The 20,141-nt window shown below is 69.1% G+C and carries 18 protein-coding genes; 10 read left to right on the forward strand and 8 right to left on the reverse strand.

The window, feature by feature from the left end:
- Positions 1-9 precede the first annotated feature (9 nt).
- A complete protein-coding gene (gene sepH, locus AC5JOC_RS10540; RefSeq protein ID WP_138947033.1) occupies positions 10-1,128 on the reverse strand; it encodes a septation protein SepH in 1,119 nt (372 codons plus the stop codon).
- Between the two features lie 199 nt (positions 1,129-1,327).
- Between sepH and AC5JOC_RS10545 the strand changes: the two genes are divergently transcribed.
- The gene (locus AC5JOC_RS10545) at positions 1,328-1,621 is read left to right on the forward strand and encodes a DUF4193 domain-containing protein (protein ID WP_056005937.1); all 294 of its coding nucleotides are present in this window, start codon (positions 1,328-1,330) and stop codon (positions 1,619-1,621) included.
- Positions 1,622-1,725: 104 nt separating this feature from the next.
- Here the strand turns inward: AC5JOC_RS10545 and AC5JOC_RS10550 are convergent, their stop codons facing one another.
- Positions 1,726-2,172 carry a DUF3093 domain-containing protein gene (locus tag AC5JOC_RS10550; protein ID WP_079705884.1) on the reverse strand — a complete coding sequence of 149 codons (447 nt, stop codon included), beginning with the start codon at positions 2,170-2,172 and terminating at the stop codon, positions 1,726-1,728.
- A gap of 38 nt (positions 2,173-2,210) precedes the next feature.
- Here AC5JOC_RS10550 and dut point away from each other — a divergent pair, with 38 nt between their 5' ends.
- The 7 genes from dut to AC5JOC_RS10585 all read left to right on the forward strand — a co-directional run bounded on the left by dut (position 2,211) and on the right by AC5JOC_RS10585 (position 10,719).
- Positions 2,211-2,720: a dUTP diphosphatase gene (dut, locus tag AC5JOC_RS10555; RefSeq protein WP_079705885.1), complete on the forward strand. Its 510-nt coding sequence runs from the start codon at positions 2,211-2,213 to the stop codon at positions 2,718-2,720.
- Positions 2,717-3,337 (forward strand): DUF3710 domain-containing protein, encoded by a 621-nt coding sequence (locus tag AC5JOC_RS10560; protein ID WP_086473327.1) that lies wholly within the window; start codon positions 2,717-2,719, stop codon positions 3,335-3,337. The genes dut and AC5JOC_RS10560 overlap by 4 nt, the downstream gene beginning before the upstream one ends.
- Before the next feature lie 117 nt (positions 3,338-3,454).
- The gene (locus AC5JOC_RS10565; protein WP_192004936.1) at positions 3,455-4,132 is read left to right on the forward strand and encodes a DUF3159 domain-containing protein; all 678 of its coding nucleotides are present in this window, start codon (positions 3,455-3,457) and stop codon (positions 4,130-4,132) included.
- Positions 4,133-4,378: 246 nt separating this feature from the next.
- A complete protein-coding gene (locus AC5JOC_RS10570; RefSeq protein WP_124769307.1) occupies positions 4,379-7,198 on the forward strand; it encodes an aconitate hydratase in 2,820 nt (939 codons plus the stop codon).
- 143 nt (positions 7,199-7,341) lie between these two features.
- Positions 7,342-9,306 carry a 1-deoxy-D-xylulose-5-phosphate synthase gene (dxs, locus tag AC5JOC_RS10575; RefSeq protein ID WP_064293787.1) on the forward strand — a complete coding sequence of 655 codons (1,965 nt, stop codon included), beginning with the start codon at positions 7,342-7,344 and terminating at the stop codon, positions 9,304-9,306.
- Positions 9,307-9,361: 55 nt separating this feature from the next.
- Positions 9,362-9,745: a MerR family transcriptional regulator gene (locus AC5JOC_RS10580; RefSeq protein WP_079706306.1), complete on the forward strand. Its 384-nt coding sequence runs from the start codon at positions 9,362-9,364 to the stop codon at positions 9,743-9,745.
- On the forward strand, positions 9,742-10,719 hold the full coding sequence (locus AC5JOC_RS10585) for an aldo/keto reductase (RefSeq protein ID WP_124769310.1): 978 nt from the start codon (positions 9,742-9,744) through the stop codon (positions 10,717-10,719). The genes AC5JOC_RS10580 and AC5JOC_RS10585 overlap by 4 nt, the downstream gene beginning before the upstream one ends.
- A gap of 105 nt (positions 10,720-10,824) precedes the next feature.
- On the opposite strand, the gene AC5JOC_RS10590 is transcribed toward AC5JOC_RS10585, so the two are convergent.
- The 4 genes from AC5JOC_RS10590 to AC5JOC_RS10605 all read right to left on the reverse strand — a co-directional run bounded on the left by AC5JOC_RS10590 (position 10,825) and on the right by AC5JOC_RS10605 (position 16,083).
- Positions 10,825-12,966 carry a 3-hydroxyacyl-CoA dehydrogenase NAD-binding domain-containing protein gene (locus AC5JOC_RS10590; RefSeq protein WP_494246425.1) on the reverse strand — a complete coding sequence of 714 codons (2,142 nt, stop codon included), beginning with the start codon at positions 12,964-12,966 and terminating at the stop codon, positions 10,825-10,827.
- A complete protein-coding gene (locus AC5JOC_RS10595) occupies positions 12,967-14,172 on the reverse strand; it encodes a thiolase family protein (protein ID WP_064293790.1) in 1,206 nt (401 codons plus the stop codon). It abuts the gene before it with no gap.
- Positions 14,173-14,246: 74 nt separating this feature from the next.
- Positions 14,247-15,494: an HRDC domain-containing protein gene (locus tag AC5JOC_RS10600; protein WP_079705891.1), complete on the reverse strand. Its 1,248-nt coding sequence runs from the start codon at positions 15,492-15,494 to the stop codon at positions 14,247-14,249.
- Positions 15,487-16,083 (reverse strand): DUF3000 domain-containing protein, encoded by a 597-nt coding sequence (locus AC5JOC_RS10605; protein WP_079002473.1) that lies wholly within the window; start codon positions 16,081-16,083, stop codon positions 15,487-15,489. The genes AC5JOC_RS10600 and AC5JOC_RS10605 overlap by 8 nt, the downstream gene beginning before the upstream one ends.
- Positions 16,084-16,108: 25 nt before the next feature.
- On the opposite strand from AC5JOC_RS10605, the gene AC5JOC_RS10610 reads away from it, so the two are divergent.
- Positions 16,109-17,365, forward strand: coding sequence for an alpha/beta hydrolase family protein (locus AC5JOC_RS10610; RefSeq protein ID WP_079705892.1), 1,257 nt, complete (start codon positions 16,109-16,111; stop codon positions 17,363-17,365).
- 16 nt (positions 17,366-17,381) lie between these two features.
- Here the strand turns inward: AC5JOC_RS10610 and AC5JOC_RS10615 are convergent, their stop codons facing one another.
- Both AC5JOC_RS10615 and AC5JOC_RS10620 read right to left on the reverse strand, forming a co-directional pair.
- Complete coding sequence (locus tag AC5JOC_RS10615; protein ID WP_071260092.1) at positions 17,382-17,816, reverse strand: SufE family protein; 435 nt, start codon at positions 17,814-17,816, stop codon at positions 17,382-17,384.
- A gap of 83 nt (positions 17,817-17,899) precedes the next feature.
- On the reverse strand, positions 17,900-18,802 hold the full coding sequence (locus AC5JOC_RS10620; RefSeq protein WP_124769315.1) for a sulfurtransferase: 903 nt from the start codon (positions 18,800-18,802) through the stop codon (positions 17,900-17,902).
- Positions 18,803-18,939: 137 nt separating this feature from the next.
- Between AC5JOC_RS10620 and zapE the strand changes: the two genes are divergently transcribed.
- Positions 18,940-20,001 (forward strand): cell division protein ZapE, encoded by a 1,062-nt coding sequence (gene zapE / locus AC5JOC_RS10625; protein WP_079705894.1) that lies wholly within the window; start codon positions 18,940-18,942, stop codon positions 19,999-20,001.
- Positions 20,002-20,141 lie beyond the last annotated feature (140 nt).

The following is a 20,141-nucleotide window of genomic DNA, read 5'->3' on the forward strand; positions in this document are numbered from 1 at the left end:
CCTGACCGATCAGACCGGGTCGTCGTCGGACTTCGCACCGAACACGATCTCGTCCCAGGACGGCATCGACGCCCGGCCGCGGCGCGCCTTGGCTCCGGACGGCGTGCCGCCATCGGAGGACTCGGCATCGCCCGCGCGTCGCTGCTGCGCGGCCTCGAACTCACCGGTGTCGAACACCGCCAGCGGGGTCTGCTGATCCGGGACGGCGTGCGGCGCACTGGGGCGCTCGGCAGGTTCGGGTTCGCTGGGGGCGGACTCCCGCTCGCCACGGCGCTTGCGGAGCGCCTCGAGCAAGTCGGCGGTCTGGTTGTGCTGCTCGGGGCTCGAGGCCTCACGGTTGATCGCGGCCTGCGTCGCAGCCTTCGAGGACGGTGCACGGCCGAAGCCCGTGTCGGCCGCGAACGGCAACGGCTCGATCGGACGCGTCTCGGCGGGACGGTCGGTCTCGCTCTGCTGCGGCGTCGACACGCGGTCCAGGGAGAACGCGCCGCTGTCGAAGCGTGAGGTGTCGGGGGAGTCGTCGGTGTCGACCGCACGCAAGCGGGGGATCAGCGCGGCCGGCAGGTCGCCCTGACGCGAGAGGGTCGTGGCCTCACTGCCGATGGGCGTGAGGGCGAGCTTCTTCGGCTCGAACGCCCAGCGGGCGTCGTGGTCGACCTGGTCGGCCGTGAAGGACAGCTTGACGATCCAGCCACCCTCAGGCTCCTTCCAGCTCGTCCACCGTTCGTCGGTCGCGCCGAGCTTCTCGAGTCGAGCCCGGATGACGTTCCCGAAGGTGGCTTCGATGTCGTCGGCCGAGGTGTCGGTCGTCGGCAGGACGGCGACGCCCAGGGCCGTGCCGACGATGTGCTCGCGCTCCGCCATCACCGGACCCTCGAACCGCTGCACGTACTCCAGTGAGGCACCGGTGACCGCTGCGACGTCCTCGGCGGAGAGCCCGCTGCGGATGTGCGCCTGCACTTCCCTCGGAGAGATCTTGGTGTTCCCACCGATCGGCGCACCGGCCGGCTTCGCCCGCCGCAGGTGGACGTGGAACGAATCGTCGACGATGAGGCGGTATTCCTCCTCGTTCCGATCTGCAACGATCAGAGCGCCGAGCTCCGCTCCGACTACCTTCAATTCCTGCATGATGAATGCCTCTCAGCGTGCCACGTGATTGACCCACGTTCTCACGGATCACGGGCGTATTCGGGGAATACGCCGGGCGTGCCGTCAGTTGCACGGGAAGGTTCCGCACACCCTCCCGAACACGGTTTGCAATTCATGCGGAACTGATGCAAACTGTGCCCGCCGATTTTGTTCCGACGGCATCGAGAAGTGGATAGGCATGGCAACTGATTACGACGCTCCCCGCAAGACCGACGACGATTCCGAGTCGATCGAGGCCCTGAAGGAGCGCGTTCCAGACAAGCTGTCCGGAGTCGTCGACTCCGAAGACGCTGACAACCCGGGTGACTACAACCTGGGTGGATCCGACCTCTCCGACCTCGACCTCGACGTCGTCGTGCTCCCGCCCCAGGCGGACGAGTTCACCTGCATGGAGTGCTTCCTCGTGAAGCACCGCTCGCAGCTCGACCACGAGGGCAAGTTCGGCCCGATCTGCGCGGAGTGCGCAGCCTGACAGCACCGCCGCGCAAGCGGCACACAGAACCCCTCCGGATCACGATCCGGAGGGGTTCTGTCGTTGCGGCTTCGAGCGGTGACCGATTCAGAGCGGTGGCCGCCTCAGGCGTGCGTGCGCGCGGCGGCGATCGCATCCGCCAGGGCCTGCGGCCGACGGGACGACAGCAGCCAGTACGGCGTCGGGTCGGCGGGATCGACGATCTCCACCTTCACGAGGCTGTGCACCCACCCGCGGATCATGAGCCAGGCGCGTGCATCGAGCTTGGTGCGGAGCTGCGCGGTCGCGTCCGTCCCGGTGTACACCACGACCTCACCGATGAACCCGAGCGGGATCGACGCCTTCCCGACCGACAGGCTCGACTCGGAGACCTGGATCCTCGGCGCCGTCCCGAACGCCAGCGCAAGGCACCCGCCGTACAGCACCACCGCCCCGACGATCCCCGCCGCGAGCGAAACGGGCGCGAGGACGAGCATGGTCGCCGGCACCACGAGGGCGAGGGCGATGATGACCCAGGGGCTGGGCCAGAGGGTTTCACGGTACGGCTGCATGTCTGCCTTGTCTCAGAGAACTGCACTACCCTCGATTCGTGACCGAAAGCGTTGACGTACTCATTATCGCGCCGGATCTGCCCGGCTATGCACACCCCGGCGATGCGGGTGCGGATCTCGTGTCCGCCGAGCACGTCGTGCTCGAGCCGGGTGAGCGCGCCCTCGTCGGCACCGGCGTCTCGATCGCACTGCCCGACGGCCATGCCGCGTTCGTCGTCCCACGAAGCGGTCTCGCGGCGAAACACGGCATCACCGTCGTCAACTCGCCGGGCACGGTCGACGCCGGGTATCGCGGCGAGATCAAGGTCACGCTCCTCAACACCGACCGTCACACCTCTTTCACCGTCGAACCGGGCGACCGCATCGCCCAGCTCATCGTGATGCCGGTGTCCCGCGCCAACTTCATCCCGGTGGAGCGATTGCCAGGCAGTGCACGAGGAGCCGGAGGCTTCGGTTCGACCGGCGTCGGCTCGCTCGCCACGACACCGGCCGCCACCGACCCAACCATCAGCACCGACGGTGCCGCGCAGACAGGAACCCTCGCATGAGCGAACTCGAAGACCTCCCAGACCTCGACCTCGACGCGGAGCTGCCCGACGACGCGAAGTCCGCACCCGAGGACCGCGAGACCGCCGGCCCGTTCGACGAGAGCGAGGCGAACCCCGTCCGCCCCTACATCGACCTCGGTGGCGTCAAGGTGCTGCCTCGCGAAGGACTGAACCTCCGCCTCGAGGTGGAGGAGGCGACGAAGCGGGTCGTCGCGGTCGGTCTCGACTACGCCGGTTCCACCCTGCAGGTCCAGCCGTTCGCCGCGCCGCGGTCGACCGGCCTGTGGAACGAGACCCGGTCGCAGATCGCCGAGCAGATCGCCCAGCAGGGCGGCACCGTGACCGAGCGCGAGGGCGAGTTCGGCCCGGAGCTCGTCGCCGAGGTGCCGACCGGTGGTGCCGCAGGCACCGACGCGACCCACCTGGCACGCTTCATCGGCGTCGACGGTCCGCGCTGGTTCCTCCGCGGCGTCGTCGCGGGGGAGGGCGCGTCGAAGCCGGACGCCGCCGCGCTCGTGGACGACCTCTTCCGCAGCCTCGTCGTCGTCCGGGGCAACTCGCCCATGCCGCCGCGCGACCTCATCCCGCTGCGTATGCCGACCGCCACGAGCGCGTAGTCGATGACGGACGCACGAGAACCGGAGCCCCGCGGAGTCGACCCGGTCGATCGCCGTGACGCGTCGGGTTCCCCTGATGCCACGGGAGATGCGGATCGGCAGCGGCTCGGTGAATCGATGTCCGCTGCGTTCGGTGCCGCCGCACGCAAGTCCGGTCTGGGCGCGATGGCCGAGGGCGACGCCCCCACCGGCAAGGCGTTGCTGCTCGCCATGGGCGGCGTGCGCGGCATCGTCGAGGCGATCCTGCCAGGACTCCTGTTCCTCGTCGTCTACACGCTGACCCTCGACCTGCTCCCGTCGATCATCGCTCCGGTCGCACTCGGGGTCCTCTTCTCCATTGCACGCCTCGTGCAGCGGCAGCCGGTGACACAGGCCGTCGGCGGCCTCCTCGGCATCGCACTCTCAGCAGCCCTGGCCCTGCTGTCCGGGCGCGCTGAGGACTTCTACGTCGTCGGGTTCTGGACCAACGGCGCCTACGCCGTGGCCCTCCTCGTCTCGGTGCTCGTCGGGTGGCCCGTCGTCGGACTCGTGGCCGGCTACCTCATGGGCAGCGGCACGAGCTGGCGCTCCCACCCCGGACAACGACGCGCCATGCGGTGGCTCACGCTGGTGTGGGTGGCCATGTTCGCCGCACGACTCCTCGTGCAGCTGCCCCTCTACTTCAGTGGGAACGTCGAACTCCTCGGGACGCTCCGGCTCCTCATGGGCATCCCGCTCTACGCACCACTGCTCGTCCTCAGCTGGCTCGTCGTCCGCGCCGTGTTCCCGAAGGCGCCGCAGGCATCCACCGAGTGATCCGCCGAGAGCCCGGCCCGACGCGTCAGCGTGTCTCGGGCCGGGCTCTCGTCATGTCCAGAGGACCCGATCCTCGATGCTAGAATTGTCTCGACATCAAGATAGATGAGCGATGCCGAGATGACACGACGCGCCCCAGCCTGTAGTTAGGCAAGCCTTGCTAGCCGCGGAGCACCCGCCAGCAGCAAGATTGGTCGGAACGCACGTGAGTGAGCACTCGCCGCCGCCAACGAAGGAGAAGACGATATGTCCACCGTGAACAGCTTCGGGGCGAAAGACACCCTGACTGTCGGGACGACCGACTACGAGATCTATCGCATCGACACGGTGGAGGGTCACGAGAAGCTGCCGTTCAGCCTCAAGGTGCTCCTCGAGAACCTGCTGCGCACCGAGGACGGTGCCAACATCACCGAGGCACACATCCGCGCGATCGGCGACTGGGTTCCGACCGCGGACCCCGACACCGAGATCCAGTTCACCCCGGCTCGCGTCGTCATGCAGGACTTCACCGGCGTGCCGTGCATCGTCGACCTCGCCACCATGCGCGAAGCGGTCGAGGCACTCGGCGGCTCCGCCGACAAGATCAACCCGCTCGCCCCGGCCGAGATGGTCATCGACCACTCGGTCATCGCCGATCTCTTCGGCAGCGAGAACGCGCTCGAGCGCAACGTCGAGCTCGAGTACGAGCGCAACGGCGAGCGGTACCAGTTCCTCCGCTGGGGCCAGACGGCGTTCGACGACTTCAAGGTCGTCCCGCCGGGAACCGGCATCGTGCACCAGGTCAACATCGAGTACCTCGCCCGCGTCACCATGACGCGCGAGGTCGGCGGCGTCCTGCGCGCCTACCCCGACACCTGTGTCGGCACCGACTCGCACACGACCATGGTCAACGGCCTGGGCGTGCTCGGCTGGGGCGTCGGCGGTATCGAGGCGGAGGCCGCCATGCTCGGCCAGCCCGTCTCGATGCTCATCCCGAAGGTCGTCGGCTTCAAGCTGAACGGCTCCATCCCGACGGGCGTCACCGCGACGGACGTCGTCCTCACCATCACCCAGATGCTCCGCAAGCACGGGGTCGTCGGCAAGTTCGTCGAGTTCTACGGAGCAGGCGTCGCCGAGGTGCCGCTCGCGAACCGCGCCACCATCGGCAACATGAGCCCCGAGTTCGGCTCGACGGCCGCCATGTTCCCGATCGACGACGTCACGCTCGACTACCTGCGCCTCACCGGTCGCAGCGACGAGCAGATCGCACTGGTCGAGGCCTACGCCAAGACCCAGAAGCTGTGGCACGACGCCGACCAGGAGCCGGTCTTCAGCGAGTACCTCGAGCTCGACCTCGCCACCGTCGTCCCGTCGATCGCCGGCCCGAAGCGCCCACAGGACCGCATCGAGCTGACGGACGCGAAGGCCCAGTTCGAGCGCGACCTCGTCGACTACGCCACGGTCGAGCACGACATCGTCGACCTCGTCGGCGCCGGTTCCTTCCCCGCCTCCGACCCGGCCGGCACCACGCCGCAGGACGAGGACGAGAACAACCACCACCACCACACGCACCGCAGCCACGCTCCGGCATCCCTCTCGAAGCCGACCCAGGTCACCCTCGAGGAGAACGGGGTCGACTTCACCCTCGACCACGGCGCCGTCGCGATCGCCGCGATCACCTCGTGCACCAACACCTCGAACCCGTCGGTCATGCTGGCTGCAGGCCTCCTGGCCCGGAACGCCAGCAAGAAGGGCCTGAAGGCGAAGCCGTGGGTCAAGACCACGCTCGCTCCGGGTTCCAAGGTCGTCACCGACTACTACGCGAAGGCCGGTCTCACCGAGTACCTCGAAGACCTCGGCTTCTACACGGTCGGCTACGGCTGCACGACCTGCATCGGCAACTCCGGTCCGCTGCTCGACGAGATCTCGACCGCCGTCCAGGACAACGACCTCGCCGTCACCGCCGTCCTCTCGGGCAACCGCAACTTCGAGGGCCGGATCAACCCGGACGTCAAGATGAACTACCTGGCGAGCCCGCCGCTCGTCATCGCCTACGCCCTCGCGGGGTCGATGAACTTCGACTTCGAGGTCGACGCCCTGGGTGTCGACGCCGACGGCAACGACATCTTCCTGAAGGACATCTGGCCCGACGCGGCAGAGGTCCAGGACACGATCGACACCTCCATCAACAAGGAGATGTTCGACCACGAGTACAGCGGCGTCTTCGACGGCGACGAGCGCTGGCGTTCGCTCCAGACCCCCGAGGGCTCGACCTTCGAGTGGGACGAGGAGTCGACGTACGTGCGGAAGCCCCCGTACTTCGACGGCATGACCATGGAGACGACCCCCGTCTCCGACATCGTCGGTGCCCGCGTCCTCGCGAAGCTCGGCGACTCGGTCACGACCGACCACATCAGCCCGGCCGGCAACATCAAGGCCGACTCGCCCGCAGGCCGGTACCTCGACGAGCACGGCGTCGGTCGTAAGGACTACAACTCCTACGGCTCGCGCCGCGGCAACCACGAGGTCATGATCCGCGGCACGTTCGCGAACATCCGCCTGAAGAACCAGCTGCTCGACGGCGTGGAGGGCGGCTACACCCGCGACTTCACGCAGGCCGACGCACCGCAGTCGTTCATCTACGACGCGTCGCAGAACTACCAGGCCGAGGGCACGCCCCTCGTCATCTTCGGTGGCAAGGAGTACGGCTCCGGTTCCTCCCGCGACTGGGCGGCCAAGGGCACGAGCCTCCTCGGCGTCAAGGCGGTCATCACCGAGAGCTTCGAGCGCATCCACCGCTCGAACCTCATCGGTATGGGCGTCGTCCCGCTGCAGTTCCCGGAAGGCGAGAGCTGGGCCTCGCTCGGACTCGACGGCACGGAGATCGTGTCGATCGCCGGTCTCGAGGAGCTCAACAACGGCACCACGCCGAAGACGGTCCGCGTGAGCGCCGTCCCGAGCGAGCACTCGGCTCCCGGCAAGGAGCCGGTCGAGTTCGACGCGGTCGTCCGCATCGACACGCCCGGTGAAGCCGACTACTACCGCAACGGCGGCATCCTGCAGTACGTGCTCCGCAGCCTCGTCTGACGACGAGGCTCTACCACCAGGCCGGTCCCGACAGCAACCGTCGGGGCCGGCCTGCGGCGTTCGCCGCCCACCCCGCCCACGACGCGTACACTCGAAAGACGGGCTCCGAGCGATCGGTCGGCCCACGGTGGAGGGACGACAGCATGACAGTGCTCGATCAGGTGAACGGACCCCGGGACCTCGACGGCCTCTCCGAGGCGGAACTCGTCGAACTCGCCGGCGACATCCGCGCCTTCCTCATCGCGAACGTCTCGAAGACGGGCGGACACCTCGGTCCGAACCTCGGCGTCGTCGAGCTCACGATCGCGATGCACCGGGTGTTCGACTCCCCGACGGACCCGATGGTGTTCGACACCGGTCACCAGTCCTACGTGCACAAGCTCCTGACCGGCCGCCAGGAGTTCAGCGGGCTCCGGACCCGGGGCGGCCTCGCCGGCTACCCGCAGCGTTCCGAATCCGAGCACGACATCGTCGAGAGTTCGCACGCCTCGAGCTCGCTCAGCTGGGCGGACGGCATCTCCCGCGCCTTCCAGATGACCGGGCAGGACGAGCGCCATGTGGTGGCGGTCGTCGGCGACGGCGCGCTGACGGGCGGCATGACGTGGGAGGCGCTCAACAACATCAGCGACGACAACACCCGCCGGCTCGTCATCATCGTCAACGACAACGGCCGGTCCTACGCGCCGACCATCGGCGGTATGGCGCGGTTCCTGAGCGGTGTGCGGACCCGCCGGAGCTATCGCGACCTGCGCGAGCGCAGCCAGCGGGCCTTCAACCTCCTCGGCGGTCCGGGACGCGCGCTCTATCGGGGCGTCCGCGGAGGCGCCCACGGGTTCCTGTCCCGCCTCACGAACAACGAGGCGCTCTACTCCAACCTCGACATCAAGTACATCGGGCCGGTCGACGGACACGACATCCACGCGATGGAGGAGGCCCTGACCCAGGCGAAGCACTACGGCGCACCGGTGATCGTCCACGCGATCACCGAGAAGGGTCGTGGGTTCCAGCCGGCACGGGACGACGACGCCGATCAGTTCCATGCCGTCGGGGTGATCGACCCCGAGACCGGGGAGCCCGTCGGGGCGGCCGCCCGCCCGTCCTGGACGGCCGTGTTCAGCGAGGAGATGCTCGCGGTGGCCGAGGCCGACGACCGCGTCGTCGCCATCACCGCCGCCATGCTGCGACCGGTCGGGCTCCACGCCTTCGCCGAACGCTTCCCCGAGCGCGTGCACGACGTCGGCATCGCCGAGCAGCACGCCTTCACCTCGGCGGCCGGGCTCGCGTTCGGTGGGCTGCACCCGGTGGTGGCCGTGTACGCGACGTTCGTGAACCGCGCCTTCGACCAACTGCTCATGGACGTCGCGCTGCACCGTGCGGGAGTGACGGTCGTCCTCGACCGCGCCGGCGTGACCGGCCCCGACGGACCGAGCCACCACGGCATCTGGGACCTCGCGATCCTCCAGGTCGTCCCGGGTATCCGGATCGCGGCGCCGCGCGATGGTGAGCGGCTGCGCGAGGAACTGCGCGAGGCCGTGTCGATCGACGACGCCCCGACCGTCATCCGGTTCCCGAAGGGCAGCGCCCCCGCCGAGCTCCCGGCCGTCGAACGTCTCCACGACGGTGTCGACGTCCTCCGGACGACCGAACAGCCGGACGTCCTCATCGTCGCCGTCGGCCCGATGGCGCCCATCGCGATCGACGTGGCGGACCGACTCGCCCAGCAGGGCATCGGCGCGACCGTCGTCGACCCCCGCTGGGTGGTCCCCGTCGCCGAATCGCTCGTCGAGCTCGCCGCGGCGCATCGGCTCGTGATCACCATCGAGGACGGCATCCGCGTCGGAGGTATCGGCACCCGCATCAGGCAGACCCTCCGCGAGGCCGGCGTCGACACGGCCGTCGACGAGCTCGGCGTGCCGGACGAGTTCATCGACCACGCGTCCCGCGAGCAGATCCTCGAGGATGCGGGCCTCACAGCGCAGCAGATCGCCCGCGACGTCGTGGCACAGGTCCTCGGCAGCCGGATCCCCGTCGCCCGCCCACTGCCTGACGACCGCGTCGAGCAGGACACGTCTTCGGAGCGGAGCACGACGAGGCCGCACGGCGCCTGACCGCGGGCTGTGACGCGCTTGACTTCGAGTGCACTCGAAGTCGTATCGTGTGGACATGACCACTCTCCACGAGGGCTACGCCATCTCCGACGTCGCCGAACAAACCGGACTGAGCGTCCACACGCTCCGGTACTACGAGCGCGCAGGGCTCATGCCACGTCCGATCGGCCGCAGCTCATCGACGCACCGCCGCTACAGCGAGGGCGACGTGTCCTGGGTCGTGTTCCTGACGAGGCTCCGATCGACGGGCATGCCGATCGCGACGCTCCGCGAGTACACGGAGTTGGCTCAGCGCGGTGACGACACCGCCGAGGCGAGGCTCGAGCTGCTGCTGCGGCATCGGATCTCGTTCCTGGCCCGCCTCGAGGAGATGCAGCAGTCGCTGGAGGTCATCGATCGCAAGATCGAACTCTACACAGAACAGGTGGCAACACGATGAAGCACATCACACTCGGCACAGCCGGACCAGACATCGCCCGGATCGGCCTCGGCTGCATGGGGATGTCGGCGTTCTACACCGGTGCCGCCCTCGACGATGCGGCGTCGACCGCGACGATCCACCGTGCCCTGGACCTCGGCGTCACCTTCTTCGACACCGCTGAGATGTACGGTCCCTACCTCAACGAGGAACTGCTCGGCGCTGCACTCGGGTCACGCCGGGACGAGGTGACCCTCGCGACCAAGTTCGGGACGATCCGCAATTCCAGTGACGGACAGTTCGGCGCCGATGGCAGCGCCGCGAACGTGCGCCTGTCGATCGAGGGATCGCTGCGCCGGCTCGGGACCGACGTCGTGGACCTCTACTACCTCCACCGCGTGGATCCGGGCGTGCCCATCGAGGAGACGGTGGGTGCACTCTCGGAGCTCGTCACCGAGGGCAAGATCCGGTACATCGGTCTGTCGGAGGCGGCTCCGGACACGATCCGGCGTGCACACGCCGTGCACCCGATCACGGCTCTGCAGACGGAGTACTCGCTCTGGAGCCGCGACCCGGAGGCGGAGATCCTGCCGACCGTCCGTGAGTTGGGCATCGGCTTCGTCCCGTACTCGCCGCTCGGTCGTGGGTTCCTCACCGGCACGATCCGATCGCTCGACGTGCTCGACGAAACCGACTTCCGTCGCGCCAACCCGCGCTTCACGGGGGACAACCTCGCTGCGAACATCGCGATCGTCGAAGAGGTCGACCGGATCGCCGCGTCGCTCGATGCGACACCGGCCCAGGTGGCGCTCGCCTGGTTGCTGGCCCAGGGTGACGACATCGCGCCGATCCCCGGCACGAAGCGGATCCCGTACCTCGAGGAGAACCTCGGCGCCGACGAGCTCTCCCTGTCGGCCGACGCGCTCGCTCGACTCGACGCACTCCGTCTCCCGGCCGGCGACCGGTATCCGGACATGAGCACCGTCAACCGCTGAGCTCCGGCAGGCGCTGAGGGCCGGCGTCGCTCGAGGCTCAACCACGAGAGCGGGGTGCCGTCCACCGATGGTGGAGGACACCCCGCTCTCGCGACACCGCGCGGACTACGCCTGGACGCCCCGGATGGGCGGGTGGTGGAAGGTGTCGCCGAAGGCACGCTCGCTCGCACCGACGCGGTCCAGGTACGGCGTCGCTCCGCCGTCCTGGAACGGCCAACCCGCACCGAGGATGAGCCCGAGGTCGATGTCCTGGGCGGCTGAGACGACGCCCTCGTCCAACATGAGCTTGATCTCCGACGCGAGGCCGTCCTCGACCCGTCGCAGGATCTCGTCCTCGCTGAGCGGGCTGTCGCCCGTGACGAGCACCTTCTGGGCCTGCTTCGTGAAGCCGGTCACCTTGCCGCCCTTGTCCTTCTCGACCACCGAGTCCAGGCCGGCGAGCCGGTGGAGGTTCTCCGACGCGAAGAACCGGTCGGGGAACTTCCCGACCATCGTGTCCTGCACGTGCGCGGCGACCTTCCAACCGACGAGGTCGATGAGCTGGAAGGGCGTCATCGGCAGGCCGATGGGCGCGAAGGCACGTTCGACCGTCAGCAGCGGGGTGCCGGCGTCCAGGGCGTGCGCCGCCTCACCCATGACCTTCGCCAGGAGTCGGTTGACGATGAAGCCGGGAGCGTCGGCGGTGAGGATGGCGCTCTTCTTCAGCTTCGCCGCGGTGGCGAAGGCCGTCGCGAGCGTCTCGTCGTCCGTCTGGGGTGTGCGGACGACCTCGAGCAACGGCATGACGGCGACCGGGTTGAAGAAGTGGAAGCCGACGAGCCGCTCGGGGTGCGCGAGCTTCGCCCCGATCTCCTCGACGGAGAGCGAGGAGGTGTTCGTCGCGAGGACCGCCTGCTCCGAGACGTACTGCTCGACCTCGGCGAAGACGCTCTGCTTGACGCCGACCTCTTCGAAGACGGCCTCGATGACCCAGTCGCAGTCCGCGAAGTCGGCCTTGTCCGTGGTGCCGGACAGGAGCGCCTTCAGGCGGTTCGACTCGTCGGGGGAGATGCGCCCCTTCCCGCGGAGCGTGTCGATCTCGCCGTGGATCCGGGCGACGCCGGCGTCGACGTGGCCCTGGTCGAGGTCGGTGATGACCACCGGCACCTGGAGTCGCCGGAGGAAGAGCAGCGCGAACTGGCTCGCCATGAGCCCGGCCCCGATGATGCCGACCTTGGTGACCCGACGGGCGAGCTGCTTGTCGGGCGCTCCTGCAGGGCGCTTGGCGCGCTTCTGCACGAGGTCGAACGCGTACATGCTCGCCTGGAACTGGTCGCCGACGATGAGCTCGGACAGCGCCCGGTCCTCCCGCTCGAACCCCTGTGCCTTCGTGCCGCTGCGGGCGGCCTCGAGCAGGTCGAGGGCCGCGTAGGGCGACTTCGCGACCGTGCCGATCTTGCTCTCGAGCATCTTGCGGGCGGTGCTGATGGCGAGCGGCCACTTGATCGTCCGCTCCACCTTGCCCGGCACGTTCTTGCGCTGCACGGTCACCGTGCCACCGAGCACCCCGTCGGCCCAGCGCAACGAGTCCTCGAGGAAGTTGGCGGCGGGGAACATGACGTCGGCGATGCCGTAGGCGAGCGCGTCCTGCGCCTTGAGCATCCGGTTGTTCTTGAGCGGGTTGGAGATGACGACGTTGAGTGCGTTCTCGATGCCGATCAGGTTCGGGAGCAGGTAGGCGCCGCCCCAGCCCGGGATGAGTCCGAGGAACACCTCGGGGAGCGCGATCGCGGGCGCCGAGGCGTCGACGGTCCGGTAGTTCGCGTTGAGGCCGATCTCGAGTCCGCCACCGAGCGCGAGTCCGTTGATGAAGACGAAGGTCGGTACGCCGAGGTCCTCGAGCTTGCCGAAGACATGGTGGCCGAGCTGCGCGAGCTTGGTCGCGACCTCACGGGACGGGATGTCGCCGACCTTGCTCAGATCGGCGCCGGCCGCCAGGATGAACGGCTTGCCCGTGATGGCGACGCCGTCGATCTCGCCGGATGCGGCACGGGTCCGTTGCGCCTCGAGGACGCCGTCGAGCTCGAGCAGCGTGACCGGGCCGAGCGTGTTCGGCCTCGTGTGGTCGCGTCCGTTGTCGAGGGTGATGAGCGCGATCGTGCGTCCGCTCGCCATGGTGACGTCCTTGACGAAGGAGCGCGTCACGACCTCGTCGTCGCCGCTGATCGCGACGAGTTCCGAGAAGTCGATGGTCGTGTAGTCGGTCATCTACTTGCGTCCCTTCTTGCCGGTGAAGTACGGGTTCTCCCAGATCACGGTGCCGCCCTGGCCGAGGCCGACGCACATCGCCGTGAGGCCGTAGCGCACCTCGGGGTGCTCGGCGAACTGCGCCGCGAGCTGGATCATGAGTCGGACGCCGGAGGCTGCGAGCGGGTGCCCGACGGCGATCGCGCCACCCCACGGGTTCACCCGCGGGTCCTCGTCGTCGATGCCGAAGTGGTCGAGGAAGGAGAGCACCTGGACGGCGAAGGCCTCGTTCAGTTCGAACAGACCGATGTCCTCGATCGACAGACCGGCCTTCCGCAGAGCCTTCTCCGTGGAGGGGACGGGACCGATGCCCATGATCTCGGGCTCGACGCCCGCGAACGCGAAGCTGACGAGGCGCATCTTCGGCGTGAGACCGAGCTCCTTCGCCGTCGAGGCACTGGCGAGCAGACTCACCGTGGCGCCGTCGGTCAGCGGCGAGGCGTTGCCTGCGGTGACACGGCCGTGGGGCCGGAACGGCGTCTTCAGTCCGGCGAGCCCCTCCATCGTGGTCTCGGGCCGGAGCCCTTCGTCGCCGGTGGCGAGTCCCCATCCGCTGTCGCTCCGGAGCGCGACCGGGACGAGGTCGGGCTGGATCCGTCCGGCTTCGTAGGCGGCCGCGACCTTCTGCTGGCTGCGCATGCCGAAGCGGTCGGAGCGTTCCTTCGTGAGCTGCGGGAACCGGTCGTGGATGCGCTCGGCCGTCTTGCCCATGTTCAGCGCGTCCTCACTGACGAGGCGCTCGGCGAGGAACCGCGGGTTCGGGTCGGCGTCCAGCCCCATGGGGTGACGTCCCATGTGCTCGACGCCACCGGCGAGGACGAGGTCGTAGGCACCGAATGCGATGCCGCTGCCGAGCGTCGTGACCGAGGTCATCGCTCCGGCGCACATGCGGTCGATCGCGAATCCGGGGACGGACTTCGGGAGGCCGGCGAGCAGCGCGGCGGTGCGGCCGAGCGTGAGCCCCTGGTCGCCCTGCTGGGTCGTCGCCGCGATGGCGACCTCGTCGATGCGGTCGAGCGGCAGACCAGGATGACGTTCGAGCAGTCCGATGATCGCCTTGACGATCAGGTCGTCAGCCCGGGTGTTCCAGTACATGCCCTTTTCGCCGGCTCGTCCGAACGGTGTCCGGACTCCATCAACGAATACGACGTCGGCTTGTTCGGCCACGTTGCCTCCTCATTCTCGGGGTACGCCCCGATCCTAGGCGGCAGACACGGGTGGACACCCGGGTGCAGCGCTTCCTACGAAGCGTCCGGGTCAGGCTCCACCGGGGATTGGGCCGACTCGACAAAGGCGTCGGTGATCGCCCGGGCGGTCGCGTCGATCTGCCAGGGGCGTGCCTCGTGCTCGGCGAGTGCCGCGGCGACCGTCTCGACGGTGAGCGGTTCGGGCGGCGTCCAGGCCAGTCGGCGCAGCGTCTCCGGCGTGAGCAGGTTCTCGACCGGCATCGTCAGGAACTCCGCCGTCGCGAGGATCTTCGTCCGTGCCGCGGTGTACCTGGCGTGCGCGTCCGGGTTCTTGTCGGACCAGCTGCGCGGGGGTGGCAGCGTGTCGCTCGCCGGTCGGGCACCGGGGAGGTCCTCGGTGGTCTGGCCGGTGTGGATCGCGTTCCACCAGAGGTCGAGTTCGGTGCGGCTCGCGCGCCCACGGAAGTCCGAGAGCGCTGCGAGGTCGCGCTTCGAGGTGGGGTTGGCCTTCGCGGCCGCAGTGATCGAGGCGTCGGGGATGAGCCGCCCGGGGGCGGTGTCGCGGCGCTGCGCGAGTTCGTCACGCGCGACCCAGAGCTCGCGAGCGACGGCGAGGTTGCGTTGTCCGCGCACGGCGTGGAGTCCGGAGAGGCGGCGCCAGGGCTCGGCGCGGGGTGCCTTCGCCTCCCGGGCCAGCGTCGCCTGGAACTCCTGGCGCGCGATGTCGCTCTTCCCGGCGTCCTCGATGCGGGCTGCCAGCTCCTCCGCGGCGTCGACGAGCAGCTCGACGTCGAGCGCCGCGTATTCGAGCCAGGAGGCGGGGAGCGGGCGGGTCGACCAGTCGGCGGCGGAGTGCTCTTTCGCCAGATGGATGCCCAACAGTTCCTCGACCACTGCGCCGAGCCCGACACGCGGCAGCCCGAGCAGACGGGCCCCCAGCTCGGTGTCGAAGAGCTCGCTCGGGTCGATGCCCACTTCGCGCAGACAGGCGAGGTCCTGGCTGGCCGCGTGCAGGATCGAGCGTTCACCCTGGATCAGGGCGCCGAGTTCGGCCATGGAGCCGATGGCGGGCGGGTCGTAGAGGAAGACCCCGGCACCGCGACGGTAGACCTGGATGAGGTAGGCCCGCTGGGAGTACCGGTAACCCGACGCGCGTTCGGCGTCGAGCGCGAACGGTCCGTGACCCGCGGCGAGCACCTCGAGTGAGGCGAGGTAGGCCTCGCGGGTGTCGGTGACGACCCGTGGTGCGGTGGGCGCGGGCGGGGGGAGGAGCGGTGCTGATTCGGGCGCCGCGTCACTCACGGTGAGCTCGTTTGACGGACAACAGGGAGACCCCTTCGGTGGTCGGAGGCAAGCCGGCGAGCATGCACAGCAGCTCTCCCCATCCTTCCACGTGCGCCGCGACGTCGCTCTCCAGCGGTGTCCACGACGCTCGAAGCTCGATCTGTGCGCCGTCGCCCTGCCGGGCGAGCTCCCCGAAACCACTCGAGATGATCTTCGTCGCGGTGCCGGACGCCGCCTGGTAGGAGGCGCCGCGGGTGTCGAGGGCGTCCACGAGCCAGGACCAGGCGACCTCGGCAAGGAACGGGTCGAGTCCGATCTCGGTCTCCAGGGGGGCCTGGGCGAAGCAGACGACGCGGAAGCGTCCACCCCAGGCGTCAGAGCCGTCCGGGTCGTAGAGGAGGACGAACCGCCCCGTACCGAGGTCGGAGTCGGCATCGTGGCGACTCGGTGAGACGTCGGCCGCGAGGGCGATGGCGAACGGCGCGAGATTGCTCGGCGCGGGGATCTCCGTGACTCTCAGATCGGGCCGGACGGCTGCAGCGCGAACAGCGTCCACCGCTCGGGCGAACTCTTCGGGAACCTTTGCCGTCGTCGGACTCTCTACCACGAGTGAAGACTAGAGTTACATCCCGATGAATGGGCAGAGGCACGCCGGGCGGAGACGCGGACCCGGGTCGCAGGCAGGCGGTCGAGGAGCGGCGAGCACCGGCATCCGACGGCGGGGTTCGGCGACGGATGCGATCGTCATCGCCGGTGGAGCCGCTGCCGCCGTGGGCGCCCTCGGACTCGCCGTCGTCGCGACCATCGCCCGCAAGGTGGTGGTCCCGGCTCGGGACCGCCCGAGTGAGGCTCGCATCGTCGGGTTGGACCGTGCCGGCGGGACGGTCGAACTCGTCGCGTCCCCGGACACGATCGTCCCCGGCCGCTACGGCAGCTGGGTGACGAGACGGGCCGCCTACGTGCAGCTGGGCGACATCCTCGAGGTGCGGCAGCACACCGTGGTCCGGACGCTCCTCGGCGGCGACGTCGACGCACTCCGCGTCGGCCAGGAGGCCGAGTTCAGCGGGTGGTTCTTCCGCCGCCCGGAGGAACTGGGCCTCGCCCACGAGGACGTGCTCGTACCGACCCCACTCGGGCCGGCGCCGGCGTGGGCGATCCACCCGGAGGACGGACCGTCCACCCGCTGGGCCGTCCTGGTGCACGGCCGGGGGACCACGCGATCCGAAGCGCTCCGAGCGGTGCCGAGCTTCCGCAACGCCGGGTACTCGTGCCTGCTCGTCTCCTACCGCAACGACGGCGACGCTCCGCCCGCGCTGGACTTCCGCTACGCGCTCGGCGACGAGGAGTGGCGCGACGTGGACGCCGCGATCGGCTGGGTGCGTGAACAGGGCGCCGCCGACGTCGTACTCATGGGCTGGTCCATGGGCGGAGCGATCGTGCTCCAGGCCTCACGGCGGACGACGCACCCCGAACTCCTCCGCGCCGTCGCGCTCGATTCGCCGGTCATCGACTGGGTGGACGTCCTGCAGCACCAGGCCCGCGAGAACCGGATCCCGAGCGTGGTCGGTCGGGTCGCCCTGCTCGCCATCAGCCGCCGGTGGGGACGCCTTCTGACCGGGCAGGCGACGAGCATCGATCTCGGTCGGCTCGACTACGTCGCCAACGCCGCCGACCTCGCCTTGCCGATCCTGCTGATGCACAGTGACGACGACGGCTACGTCCCGGCAGGGCCGTCGCGGGCGCTCGCCCTCGCACGACCGGACATCGTGACGTTCGTCCCGTTCACCGTCGCCCGTCACACGAAGCTCTGGAACTACGACCCGGAGCGTTGGACCGCCGCGGTCTCGGACTGGCTCGACGAGCTCGTGCCGCTACCGCCCGGGCACTGACCGACGGGCCGACGACTCAGGCGAGTTCGCGGAGGCGGCGCTTCGTCCGGCCGAGCAGCGCCGACATCCCACGCAGTCGCAGTGGCGACACCGCTCGGGAGAGTCCGATCATCTGCGGGAAGTCGTCGGGGACGGCGAGCACCTCGTCGACGGTGAGTCCGGCGAGCCCCTGGACGAGGATGCTCGCGAACCCACGAGTGGTCGGCGCTTCCTCGGGGGCCGTCGCGAACAGGTGCACGATGCCGTCCTCGTCGACCTCGACGAAGAAGAACACGGGCGCCTGGCACTCGAGCACCCGCTCCATCAGATCGGGGTGGTCGCGGTAGCGCTCCGGGAGGTCCGGCAGCTCGTCGCTGAATTCGAGGAGCAGCTGCAGCCGTGAGCGTTCCTCGACGGCGAGGAACTCATCTCGGATCTCGGCGAGGTTCGGGGCGAGGAGGGAATCGGTCATGGTCACTCCAGTATCGCAGCCAGGAACAGCGGACCGCCCTCCCGCACAGTGCAGCCGTGCGGAAGGGCGGTGGGTGGACGAGTTCAGCGCGTCGGTGCGTCGCCCGGCTCGGCACCCTGGACGATCGGCACGCGCACGGCGCTACCCCATTCCGTCCAGGACCCGTCGTAGTTGCGGACGTTGTCGAACCCGAGCAGGTGCTGCAGGACGAACCACGTGTGGCTCGACCGCTCGCCGATGCGGCAGTAGGCGATCACCTCGTCGCCCTCGGCGAGGCCTGCGCCGTCGCGGTAGATCGCGTCCAGCTCCTCGGCCGGCCGGAAGGTGCCGTCGTCGGCGACCGCCTTGCCCCACGGGACGCTCTGCGCACTCGGGATGTGACCGGCGCGGAGCGCACCCTCTTCGGGGTAGGCGGGCGCCGTGGTGCGTTCACCGCTGTACTCCTCGGGGGAGCGGACGTCGATGAGCGGCTTGCCGAGGTGGGCGAGCACGTCGTCCTTGTAGGCGCGGAGGGCCGAGTCGTCGCGCTCCACCACGGGGTACTCGACGGCTTCGCGCTCCGTGGCATCGCGGGTGATCGCCCGGCCGTCCGCGATCCACTTGTCGCGTCCACCGTCGAGCAGCCGGACGTCCTCGTGTCCGAAGAGGCTGAAGACCCACAGGGCGTAGGCGGCCCACCAGTTGTTCTTGTCGCCGTAGATGACGACGGTGTCCTCTCGCGAGATCCCCTTGGATCCGAGCAGTGCGGCGAAGGCGGCTCCGTCGATGTAGTCGCGCTCGACCGGGTCGTTGAGGTCGGTGTGCCAGTCGACTTTCACCGAGCCGGGGATGTGGCCGGTCTCGTAGAGGAGGACGTCCTCATCGGACTCGACGACGACGAGACCGGGTTCACCCAGGTGCGCTTCGAGCCACTCCGCCGTGACGAGGCGCTCGGGGTGGGCGTAGGCGGTGAACTTGGTCGAGGTCGAATCGGCGTCGACGGTCATGGGTACCTCCGGTCGTGCAGCTGGCTGCGGTGGGGCTCGGGTGTCGTGCATCTAGGCTGGAAGCCTGTCCCTTCGACAGTACGCCGTCCGCACCACCGAACCGCACCGATGCGTCAGACGCCGTAACCCCAGCACCCATGCAGAGCCAGAGGTTTGCCGTGACCACGCCTTCCGTCCCGACCGGATTCCGCAGCCTCACCGACCGTGTCCCCACGGTCAGTGGTGCCGAGATCGTCGCGAGCCTGACGCCACCCCGGCAGTTCGAGCAGGCGAGCTTCGACTCGTACCGTCCGGATCCCGACTTCCCGGGCCAGGCGGCCGCGGTCGAGAAGCTCCGCGGCTTCTTCGCGCCCCAGGCCGGTGGCGGTGGCGGCTTCTTCGGACGGCGGAAGCCCAAGGCACCGGCGGCCAAGCCGGGCATCTACCTGGACGGTGGCTTCGGCGTCGGCAAGACCCACCTCCTCGCGGCGCTCTGGCACGATGCACCCGGTCGGAAGAAGTACTTCGGCACCTTCATCGAGTACACGGCCCTCGTCGGTGCGCTCGGCTACGCGGCGGCGGTCGCGCAGCTGACGGGCGCGACGCTCATCTGCATCGACGAGTTCGAGCTCGACGACCCGGGCGACACGATGGTCATGACCCGACTGCTCGGGGAACTCGTCGCGACCGGGACGAGGATCGCGGCGACCTCCAACACGCCGCCGAACGCCCTGGGGGAGGGCCGCTTCGCCGCAGCCGACTTCCTCCGCGAGATCCAGGCCATGAGCGCCAACTTCGAGACCCTCCGCATCGACGGCACCGACTACCGCCGCCGCAGCATCGAGGGACACGCCGTGGTGAGCTCCGAGGAGCGGTTCGACGCCCGCACCGCGGAGGCGGCGGCCGCCGACCGTGACGTCACGGTCGACACCTTCGACGGTCTCATCACCCACCTCGCCGCCGTCCACCCCTCACGATTCATCGGACTGCTCGACGGCGTCGACCTGATCGCGCTCCGCGACGTCCACGAGTTGACCGACCAGGGCCAGGCGCTCCGGCTCGTCGCGTTCATCGACCGGGTGTACGACGCACAGATCCCCGTGGTCACGACCGGCACGGCCCTCGACGAGGTGTTCGGTGGCGACATGCTCAACGGTGGATACCGCAAGAAGTACCTGCGCGCGATGTCGCGCATGATCGCCCTCACCTCGATGGACTGACCCGTCGCACCGGGTCACGAAACACGCTGTTTACCTGGGCGGCACTCGCGTAACACATCGGAAACACGCTGACAGTCGTGCGGAAACCTCCGTTCCGCAGACTGGTCGCTGCACCGAGTCGGACGGCGAGACCGAGCTCA

It is taken from the genome of Plantibacter sp., from assembly GCF_059073635.1.

What these genes read in the sequence shown, in the direction of transcription:
- sepH (WP_138947033.1), bottom strand. Translation starts at nt 1,128, where the DNA reads ATGCAGGAATTGAAGGTAGTCGGAGCGGAGCTCGGCGCTCTGATCGTT.
- AC5JOC_RS10545 (WP_056005937.1), top strand. Translation starts at nt 1,328, where the DNA reads ATGGCAACTGATTACGACGCTCCCCGCAAGACCGACGACGATTCCGAG.
- AC5JOC_RS10550 (WP_079705884.1), bottom strand. Translation starts at nt 2,172, where the DNA reads ATGCAGCCGTACCGTGAAACCCTCTGGCCCAGCCCCTGGGTCATCATC.
- AC5JOC_RS10560 (WP_086473327.1), top strand. Translation starts at nt 2,717, where the DNA reads ATGAGCGAACTCGAAGACCTCCCAGACCTCGACCTCGACGCGGAGCTG.
- AC5JOC_RS10565 (WP_192004936.1), top strand. Translation starts at nt 3,455, where the DNA reads ATGTCCGCTGCGTTCGGTGCCGCCGCACGCAAGTCCGGTCTGGGCGCG.
- AC5JOC_RS10570 (WP_124769307.1), top strand. Translation starts at nt 4,379, where the DNA reads ATGTCCACCGTGAACAGCTTCGGGGCGAAAGACACCCTGACTGTCGGG.
- dxs (WP_064293787.1), top strand. Translation starts at nt 7,342, where the DNA reads ATGACAGTGCTCGATCAGGTGAACGGACCCCGGGACCTCGACGGCCTC.
- AC5JOC_RS10580 (WP_079706306.1), top strand. Translation starts at nt 9,362, where the DNA reads ATGACCACTCTCCACGAGGGCTACGCCATCTCCGACGTCGCCGAACAA.
- AC5JOC_RS10585 (WP_124769310.1), top strand. Translation starts at nt 9,742, where the DNA reads ATGAAGCACATCACACTCGGCACAGCCGGACCAGACATCGCCCGGATC.
- AC5JOC_RS10590 (WP_494246425.1), bottom strand. Translation starts at nt 12,966, where the DNA reads ATGACCGACTACACGACCATCGACTTCTCGGAACTCGTCGCGATCAGC.
- AC5JOC_RS10610 (WP_079705892.1), top strand. Translation starts at nt 16,109, where the DNA reads ATGAATGGGCAGAGGCACGCCGGGCGGAGACGCGGACCCGGGTCGCAG.
- AC5JOC_RS10615 (WP_071260092.1), bottom strand. Translation starts at nt 17,816, where the DNA reads ATGACCGATTCCCTCCTCGCCCCGAACCTCGCCGAGATCCGAGATGAG.
- AC5JOC_RS10620 (WP_124769315.1), bottom strand. Translation starts at nt 18,802, where the DNA reads ATGACCGTCGACGCCGATTCGACCTCGACCAAGTTCACCGCCTACGCC.
- zapE (WP_079705894.1), top strand. Translation starts at nt 18,940, where the DNA reads ATGCAGAGCCAGAGGTTTGCCGTGACCACGCCTTCCGTCCCGACCGGA.